Source organism: Novimethylophilus sp., assembly GCF_036504375.1.
Taxonomy (GTDB): domain Bacteria; phylum Pseudomonadota; class Gammaproteobacteria; order Burkholderiales; family Methylophilaceae; genus Novimethylophilus.
Window position 1 is genome coordinate 41,181 of record NZ_DASXVH010000065.1, and the last position, 8,411, is coordinate 49,591.

The window sequence follows — 8,411 nt, forward strand, 5'->3', positions numbered from 1 at the left end:
CCTAATTCATGAACCAATCCCGCCCCATACACCTCGCCGTCGACGGCCTGCGCTGCGCAGGCTGCGTCAATACGGTCGAAACCGCGCTGCGCGCCCTGCCCGGCGTGACGGCAGCCAGCGTCAATTTTGCCGATCGCAGCGCAATGGTATCCGGCACGGTCGAACCCGCGGCGCTGATTGCCGCTGTGGCCAAGGCCGGCTACCAGGCCCGGGAGGCTATCGACGAAACCGATGACGGCGGGCAGCAGGCCGCCGCCGAACAGGCGCATTACCGCACACTGCTGCACAAATCCTGGTTCGCGCTGGGCGTGGCGGCACTGGCGCTGGCCGTCGGTTTTCCGGCGATGCTGGGCGGCACCATGCCGCATTGGCTGATGCAATGGGGATCGCCGGCGCTGGCGCTGCTGACGCTCGCCGTGATGCTCTACTCCGGCCCGCAGTTTTTCGTGGGCGCCTGGAAATCGCTGCGCAACCACAACGCCACGATGGATACGCTGATCGCAGTTGGCTTGGGCGCGGCCTGGGGCTATTCGGTGGCGGTGACTTCTGCGCCGCAATGGTTTCCGGCCGGCACTGCTGAGCCGTTCTGGGATGTGATCGCCGTGGTGACCGGATTGGTGGTGCTGGGGCAGGCGCTGGAAATGCGCGCCCGCGGCAGGACGTCGGAAGCGGTGAAACGGCTGATCGGCCTCAAGCCGAAAACCGCGCGGGTGGTACGCGACGGACAGGAAATCGACGTAGCGCTGGCCGAGGTGCATGTCGACGACATCCTGCGCGTGCGTCCGGGCGAGAAGATAGCGGTGGACGGCGTCATCATCGACGGCCATTCCAGCATCGACGAATCGATGCTGACCGGCGAGCCGATGCCGCTGGAAAAAACCGTCGGCGACGAAGTTGCCGGCGGCACCATCAATAAATCAGGCAGCTTCCTGTTCCGCGCAACAAGGGTCGGCCGCGACACCGCGCTGTCGCGCATCGTCGACATGGTGAAACAGGCGCAGGGCGCCAAACCTGCGATCGGCCGGCTGGCCGACGTGATCGCGGCTTATTTCGTGCCGACGGTGCTGATCATCGCCGTCGTTGCCTTTGTGGTCTGGTTCGACTTCGGGCCCGCTCCCCGCCTCAACTTCGCGATGGTCGCCGCGGTCGCCGTGCTGGTGATCGCCTGCCCTTGCGCACTGGGCCTGGCGACGCCGATGTCGGTAATGGTGGGCGTGGGCAAGGCCGCCGAGCACGGCATCCTGATACGCAACGGCGATGCGCTGCAACAGGCAGGCAAGCTCACCGCCGTGGTACTGGACAAGACCGGCACCGTGACACAGGGCAGACCGGCGGTCACCGCCGTCGTCACCGTGCCGGGCTGGGAAGAAAATGCCGTGCTGAAACTGGCGGCCAGCCTGGAAACGGGCTCCGAGCATCCGCTGGCAGAAGCGGTGATCGATGCGGCCAGAAGCCGCGCCCTTGAACTCGCCCCGGCCGAAGGCTTTCAGGCTGTCGCCGGGCACGGCGTACACGGCAGCGTCGAGGGGCGGCATGTGCGCCTCGGCAATTACAAATTCATGCAGGATCACGGCATCGATTGCGAGGCGCTGCAGGCACGGGCCGAGCAGCTGGCGCAGCAGGCCGAGACGCCGATGTTTCTCGCCGTGGACGGAAAATTCGCCGGCATTGTCGCCGTGGCCGATCCGGTCAAGCCGGATTCGCAGGCTGCCATCGATAAACTGAAAAGCCTGGGGCTCAAGGTGGTGATGCTCACCGGCGACAACACCGCCACGGCCAACGCCGTTGCGGCCGGCGTCGGCATTGCCGAAGTGTTCGCCGAAGTGCTGCCGCAGGACAAGGACAGAAAAGTCGCCGAACTGATGGCGCGCGGCGAGATCGTCGGCATGGTCGGCGACGGCATCAACGATGCCCCGGCGCTGGCGCGCGCCGATGTCGGGTTCGCAATCGGCACCGGCACCGATGTCGCGATCGAATCGGCAGACATCACGCTGATGTCCGGCTCGCTGCACGGTGTGGCGAATGCGATCGCCATCTCGCGCGCCACGGTGCGCAACATCAAGCAGAATCTGTTCGGCGCCTTCATTTATAACAGCCTCGGCATCCCAATCGCCGCGGGCCTGCTCTATCCGTTGTTCGGCATGCTGCTCAACCCGATGATCGCGGGCGCGGCGATGGCAATGTCCTCGGTGACGGTGGTCAGCAACGCCGGACGCTTGCGCTGGTTCAGGCCATGAGCGAACTTATCGTTACCATCGCCGGCATTCTCGCGATCATGCTGATTGCGCGGTGGTTCTGGTTTTCCGCGCCGCAAGCCACGCGGGCGGAAAGCCGCCAGCCCATCGACATCCTGGTGCAGGACGGCGCTTACCTGCCCGCCGCCATCGAGGTACCGGCCGGGCAGGCCGTGACTCTGCGTTTCACGCGGCGGGATGCGACGCCATGTGCGGAAAAAGTACTGTTTGGCGACCTCGGCGTCAGCGCCGACCTGCCGCTGGGCAAGCCGCAAACCGTCAGCCTCGGCCCGCTGCCGGCAGGTACCCATGAATTCACCTGCCAGATGGGTATGTACCGCGGCAGGCTGATCGCCAGCCCGTAACGCATCAGGAGATTTCCGCATGGAGGAATCATGGAGAAATCCCGAAATCTGGTGAAGGATCCGGTGTGCGGAGTAGAGGTGCCGCCGCATCAGCATGCGATCGATTACCTGAAAATACCTTATGCTTTCTGCTCCCGGCAATGCCTGGAGCGCTTTCTGGCTCACCCTCACCTGTACGTAGGCCAGCCCGGCCACAAGGCGCCACGACAGGAAGGCAGGCAGATACTCAAGCGCCGCAGCCTGCGCCTGGCAACGGCGCTGGATACCGACCAGACCGCGATGCTTGCGGAATCGCTGTGCGCGCTGCGGGGAATCAAGGCACTCAAAACCGGGCCAGACACGCTGGAGATCACCTACGATTTGCTGCAGGTCACCACCGAGCAGATCGAACAGAAAATGGCCGAAATCGGCGTTAAATTGGGGGACGGCTGGACGGAGCGCTTGCGCCTGTCGTTCGTTCACTACGAAGAAGAACTGGAAGCCGGCAGTCTGGAAGTGAGTGACAGGAATATTTATGATTAATCGTTGTCTCAATGGCAAGGCCGCAGCTTGATGATTCCATGGCTTGAATCCGAATCCGCCTTTCCGCCGCTGGAAGTGGCGATGCGGGAACCCAACGGGCTGATTGCCGTCGGCGGGGATTTATCGGTACAGAGGTTGCTGGATGCTTACCGTCACGGGATTTTTCCGTGGTTCAGCTATGACCAGCCCATTCTGTGGTGGAGCCCGGATCCCCGCATGGTGCTGTTTCCGGACGAGTTGAAGGTTTCGCGCTCGCTGGCCAAGCGGCTTCGACGTCGGGATTACGAAGTACGCACCGATACCGCGTTCCGCGAAGTAATGCAGGCTTGCGGCAGCGTCCCGCGGGAGCAACAGCGCGGAACCTGGATTACGCCGGAAATCATCGAGGCTTATTGCGCCCTGCACGATTTGGGCTATGCGCACTCAGTGGAAACCTGGATGAACGGCGAACTGGTGGGCGGGTTGTACGGCGTGGCGATAGGCAAAATATTCTACGGCGAATCCATGTTTCACCGCGTAACCGATGCCTCCAAGATCACTTTCGTACATCTGTCGCGCTGGCTGCAAATGCGCGGCTACGGCATGATCGACTGCCAGATGCATACACCGCACCTGGCCAGCCTGGGCGGGCGCGATATCCCCCGTCATGAATTCGCGACGCTGCTCAAGCAATTGATCAACTATCCGCATGCGACGAGGAAATGGGAATTCAATGACGCTATTGAGTGACTTGCCGTTCACCCGGATCAAATTTTACGTCACCACCAATTATCCCTGCGGCTACCTGCCGGAGCGCCAGGCGCGGTCACTGGTGGCGGCACCCGCGCATTTCATCGACGCTCTCACCTATAGCGAACTGATCAAGCACGGCTTTCGCCGCAGCGGCCTGTATACCTACCGCCCCCATTGCGAAGGCTGCCAGGCTTGCGTGCCGGTACGGCTGCAGGTGGCCGAGTTCTCCCCCAGCCGCAGCCAGCGCCGTGCCTGGAGGCATCATCAGCACCTGACAGCCGAAATGACGCCGCTGGTATTCAGCGAAGAACATTTTCTGCTGTATGCCCGCTACCAGAAGACCCGCCATGCCGGCGGCGGCATGGATACCGACAGCGTGGACCAGTACCGCAGTTTTCTGATGCAAAGCGGCGTGGATTCGGCGATGGTGGAATTCCGCGAAGATGGCGCGCTACGCATGGTCAGCATCGTGGACCGGCTGACGGACGGCCTTTCCGCCGTTTATGCGTTTTACGACTGCTCAGTGGCAGGCGCCAGTTTCGGCATTTTCAACGTGCTGTGGCTCGCCGACTGGTGCCGGCAGCGCGGCTTGCCCTACCTTTATCTCGGCTACTGGATTGAGGAATCGCGCAAGATGGCCTACAAGGCCGATTTCAAGCCGCTGCAAGGCTTGATGGGCACCGAATGGCGGCCCCTGGAAATCTAGCGGCCGTCGCGGTTACAGCTGCTTTTTCACCTTTCTGACGCCGTCGTCTCCCTCCAGCTGCGAGATTTCGAACCCCAGCGCTTCGGCGAGTTCCAGCATGCCGGCATTGCGCGACAGGACTTCGCTTTCCATGACTCTCAGCCCTTTGGCGCGCGCGACTTCTATCAGCGAGCGCATCAGCTTCTGGCCGATACCGCGGCCCTGCCAGGCATCGGCCACGGCGGTAGCAAATTCGCAGCTCTCGCCGTCGGGGTTGATGATATAGCGGGCGACTCCGATCTGGATTTCGCGGCCTTCTTCCTCGGTGGTGGCAATCAGCGCCATTTCGCGGTCATAATCGATCTGCGTGAAACGCGACAGCATGGTCGGGTTGAGCTCCCGTACCATATCCATGAAGCGGAAATAACGGCTTTCATCGGACATCGCACGCATGAAACCTTGCAATATCTCGGCATCTTCCGAACGAATCGGCCGGATAGTAATGCCGGTACCGTCCGCCAATTGCCATTGCGCAACCAGATGCGTCGGATAAGGATAGATCGCCATATGGGCGTAGCGGTCGGCGGAGGCCGGGCATAGCCCGACAATAACCCGCGCATCGGCCGCCAATGCGCCGTTTTCATCCACAATCAAGGGGTTGATGTCCATTTCCCTGATCCACGGCAGTTCGCATACCATTTCGGAGATACGCAGCAGCAGGCTTTCCAGCGCCTCCATATTGGCTGGCGGCATGTTGCGGAAAGCTTTCAGCAATCTGGAAACGCGCGTGCCGGAAATCAGGTTGTCAACCAGGTGCTGGTTGAGCGGCGGCAGCGCCACGGCCCGGTCGGCCAGCACTTCCACCGCGGTGCCGCCGGCGCCGAAAGTAATGACCGGGCCGAATACCGGATCGGCTACGATGCCGACCATCAACTCCCGACCGTTGGGCTTGACCACCATCGGCTCGATGGAGATGCCTTCGATCCTGGCCTTGGGACAGCTTTTCTGCACCTGCTCGATAATCTCGTGATACGCGGCGCGCAATGCCTGGGCGCTGCCCAGGTTGAGCCTGACGCCGCCGGCATCGGTCTTGTGGGTAATATCCGGCGAATTGATTTTCATCGCCACCGGGAAGCCCAGCTGCTCGGCGATCAGCAGCGCCTCGTTGGGCGAATGCGCCACCATGGTCCGCGCTACCGGAATGCGGAATGCCGACAGCAATGCCTTGGATTCCATCTCCGATAGCACCGTGCGGCGCTCTGCCAGCACGCTTTCGATCAGCATGCGGGCACCCTCGACGTCGGGCTCCTCATGGTGCGACAGCGGGCCCGGCGCTTGCAGCAGCATCTGCTGGTTATGGTAGAAATCGGCGATAAAGGAGAATGTTTCCACCGCCAGTTCCGGCGTGCGGTAATGCGGAATCCTGGCTTCGGTGAACATGCGGCGTGCCTCGCGCACCTGGGCTTCGCCCATCCAGCAAGTCAAGAGCGGCTTGGCGTGGTCATTGGCCAGCGCAATCACTTTCTGTGCGACGCCGGTCGGGTTGGTCATCGCCTGCGGGGTCAGGATGACCAGCACGCCGTCCACGCCATCATCCTGCATGCAGGCAGTGATCGCCGTTTCGTAGCGCTCCGCGGTGGCATCGCCGATGATATCGACCGGATTGGAATGCGACCAGGTGGCCGGCAAAGCCTTGTTGAGGCCGGCCATGGTTTCAGCGGAAAGTTCGGCCAGCGTGAGGCCCAAGTCCGCGGCGCGGTCGGTCGCAATCACGCCCGGACCGCCGGCATTGGTAACCACCGCAAGGCGATTGCCGCAACGGCGGTAGCGCGACGACAGCGCCTTGGCCAGCGCGAATAACTGCGTCACCGATTGTACGCGCACCACACCCGCGCGCTTTAACGCGGCATCGAACACGTCGTCGCCGCCCACCAGCGCGCCGGTATGCGACTGCGCCGCCTTCATACCGCTGGCATGGCGCCCGACCTTGACCGCGATCACCGGCTTGACCCTGGCCGCGGCGCGCAACGCGCTCATGAAACTGCGCGATTGGCGGATGCCTTCGATATACAGCAGGATGCTTTCGGTTTGTGGGTCGTGTACGAGAAAATCGAGAATCTCGCCGAAATCCACGTCGGCCGAAGCGCCCATCGAAATGACGCTGGAGAACCCGACATCGCTGACCTGCGCCCAGTCCAGAATTGCGGTACACAAGGCACCGGATTGCGACACCAGCGCGAGATTGCCGGATTTCGCCATGCCGCGGTTGAAGGTGGCGTTGAAACCGATGGAAGGACGCATGGTGCCCAGGCAGTTGGGGCCGATAAAGCGCAGCCCATAGCGCGTAGCGGTCTCCAGCAGGCGTTTTTCCAGCGCTTGGCCTTCCGCGCCGCCTTCGCTGAAGCCTGCGGTAAGAATCACCGCGCCGCGCACGCCCAGCTTGCCACAGGTTTCGATAATGCCGGGCACCGTGGCGGCGGGCGTGCAGATCACGGCCAGATCGACGGCCTGGCCCACCTTTTCCAGCGAGGGATACGCCGGTACGCCCTGTACCGTGTCGCGCTTGGGGTTGATCGCGAACACGGGTCCGGCAAAGCCTGCCGTGCGCAGATTCTCGAACACCACGCCGCCGACCGAATCGGTACGGTCGCTGGCGCCGAATACTGCGATGGATTTGGGAGCGAAAAGGACGTTAAGGTAGTGCTGTGACATGGGCCGACACTCTCATTTAAGACATTAAAGTCCTGTAATTATATCAACCCGGGAAATTAAAGGGCCGGGATTACAGCGTTTTCATTAGCGGCGCAATCTTCTGCTCCCACACTTCCCGGGTGATGGGTCCGGTCTGCTTGAACCGGATCACCCCGGCGCGGTCGATGACGTAAGTCTCCGGCACGCCGTAGACGCCATAATCGATGCCGACATTGCCGTCCGCATCCACCGCCACGGCCTTATAGGGGTTGCCGCCCTGTTTCAGCCAGTTCTGCGCATCGGCTTCGGTATCCTTGTAGTCCAGTCCGTACAGCTCCAGATGGCTGTCGCGTGCCAGTTCCATCAGTACCGGATGCTCCTCGCGGCAGGCCACGCACCACGAGGCCCACACATTAAGCAGCCATACCTTGCCCTTCATATCCGCCGCGGCAAATTTCGCGCCGGCGGCGCCCAGCTCGGGCAGCAAGAATGCCGGCGCCGGCTTGTCGATCAGCGGAGACGGCACATCGCGCGGATTGAGGTGCAGCCCGACCGCGAGAAAACCCGCCAGGGCCAGAAAGACGGCCAGCGGCAGCATGTATTTGACGATGTTCTTCATGATTTGCTGCCTTGAGGAACGACCAGCGTCTTGCCTGTCTCTTCATTGAGCTTGCCCGCCTTTTTAAGCGCTTCGGCAGCCTCGGGCGGCATGTAGTTCTCGTCGTGCTTGGCCAGCACCTGGTCGGCATGAAACACGCCATCCGCGCCCAGCTTACCCTGGGCGACCACGCCTTTGCCTTCCTTGAACAGGTCGGGCAGGATGCCGGAATAGACGACGTTGATATTCTTCGCGGTGTCGGTCACCACGAAATGCACGTTCACGCCGCCGCTTTCGCGCTTGACGCTACCCTTCTCGACCAGCCCGCCGATACGGAAACTGACCGCCACCGGGGCTTCGCCCTGCGCCACCTGGGTGGGCGTGAAAAAAAACACCAGATTGCTGCGGAACGCGTTGAGCACCAGCACGGCGGCAATCCCCAATGCCGCCAGACCGGCGGCGATCATTGCAAAACGTTTGTGGCGAGGTTTCATGCCTGTTCTCCGTCAGTTTGAGCCAATGCCGCCATACGCCGCCTGAGCAGCAGCACTTCGACCGCCATCAGCGCAGCGGTAACGCCAAAC

At 62.1% G+C, this 8,411-nt stretch carries 8 protein-coding genes; 5 read left to right on the forward strand and 3 right to left on the reverse strand.

From position 1 onward, the window contains the following. Positions 1-8: 8 nt before the first annotated feature. From VGK14_RS10125 to VGK14_RS10145, 5 genes are read left to right on the forward strand one after another with little or no spacing between them, the layout of a single operon-like run. On the forward strand, positions 9-2,237 hold the full coding sequence (locus VGK14_RS10125; RefSeq protein ID WP_331508953.1) for a heavy metal translocating P-type ATPase: 2,229 nt from the start codon (positions 9-11) through the stop codon (positions 2,235-2,237). Beyond that, complete coding sequence (locus tag VGK14_RS10130; RefSeq protein ID WP_331508954.1) at positions 2,234-2,599, forward strand: cupredoxin domain-containing protein; 366 nt, start codon at positions 2,234-2,236, stop codon at positions 2,597-2,599. Before VGK14_RS10125 ends, VGK14_RS10130 begins: the two co-directional genes overlap by 4 nt. A 30-nt stretch (positions 2,600-2,629) precedes the next feature. Next, the gene (locus VGK14_RS10135; protein WP_331508955.1) at positions 2,630-3,121 is read left to right on the forward strand and encodes a YHS domain-containing protein; all 492 of its coding nucleotides are present in this window, start codon (positions 2,630-2,632) and stop codon (positions 3,119-3,121) included. Between the two features lie 30 nt (positions 3,122-3,151). Next, the gene (aat, locus tag VGK14_RS10140; RefSeq protein ID WP_331508956.1) at positions 3,152-3,850 is read left to right on the forward strand and encodes a leucyl/phenylalanyl-tRNA--protein transferase; all 699 of its coding nucleotides are present in this window, start codon (positions 3,152-3,154) and stop codon (positions 3,848-3,850) included. Continuing rightward, positions 3,834-4,559, forward strand: coding sequence for an arginyltransferase (locus VGK14_RS10145; RefSeq protein WP_331508957.1), 726 nt, complete (start codon positions 3,834-3,836; stop codon positions 4,557-4,559). The genes aat and VGK14_RS10145 overlap by 17 nt, the downstream gene beginning before the upstream one ends. Before the next feature lie 12 nt (positions 4,560-4,571). Here the strand turns inward: VGK14_RS10145 and VGK14_RS10150 are convergent, their stop codons facing one another. The 3 genes from VGK14_RS10150 to ccmE all read right to left on the reverse strand — a co-directional run bounded on the left by VGK14_RS10150 (position 4,572) and on the right by ccmE (position 8,321). Continuing rightward, positions 4,572-7,250 carry a bifunctional acetate--CoA ligase family protein/GNAT family N-acetyltransferase gene (locus VGK14_RS10150; protein ID WP_331508958.1) on the reverse strand — a complete coding sequence of 893 codons (2,679 nt, stop codon included), beginning with the start codon at positions 7,248-7,250 and terminating at the stop codon, positions 4,572-4,574. Positions 7,251-7,320: 70 nt separating this feature from the next. Next, on the reverse strand, positions 7,321-7,839 hold the full coding sequence (locus VGK14_RS10155) for a DsbE family thiol:disulfide interchange protein (protein WP_331508962.1): 519 nt from the start codon (positions 7,837-7,839) through the stop codon (positions 7,321-7,323). A 5-nt stretch (positions 7,840-7,844) separates the two neighbouring features. After that, entirely contained in the window at positions 7,845-8,321 is a 477-nt protein-coding gene (ccmE, locus tag VGK14_RS10160) for a cytochrome c maturation protein CcmE (protein WP_331508959.1), read from the reverse strand. Positions 8,322-8,411: the final 90 nt, after the last annotated feature.

Bases quoted from the DNA above. Each gene is read 5' to 3' on its own strand.
- VGK14_RS10135 (WP_331508955.1), top strand. From the start codon at position 2,630: ATGGAGAAATCCCGAAATCTGGTGAAGGATCCGGTGTGCGGAGTAGAG.
- ccmE (WP_331508959.1), bottom strand. From the start codon at position 8,321: ATGAAACCTCGCCACAAACGTTTTGCAATGATCGCCGCCGGTCTGGCG.
- VGK14_RS10145 (WP_331508957.1), top strand. From the start codon at position 3,834: ATGACGCTATTGAGTGACTTGCCGTTCACCCGGATCAAATTTTACGTC.
- aat (WP_331508956.1), top strand. From the start codon at position 3,152: ATGATTCCATGGCTTGAATCCGAATCCGCCTTTCCGCCGCTGGAAGTG.
- VGK14_RS10150 (WP_331508958.1), bottom strand. From the start codon at position 7,250: ATGTCACAGCACTACCTTAACGTCCTTTTCGCTCCCAAATCCATCGCA.
- VGK14_RS10130 (WP_331508954.1), top strand. From the start codon at position 2,234: ATGAGCGAACTTATCGTTACCATCGCCGGCATTCTCGCGATCATGCTG.
- VGK14_RS10125 (WP_331508953.1), top strand. From the start codon at position 9: ATGAACCAATCCCGCCCCATACACCTCGCCGTCGACGGCCTGCGCTGC.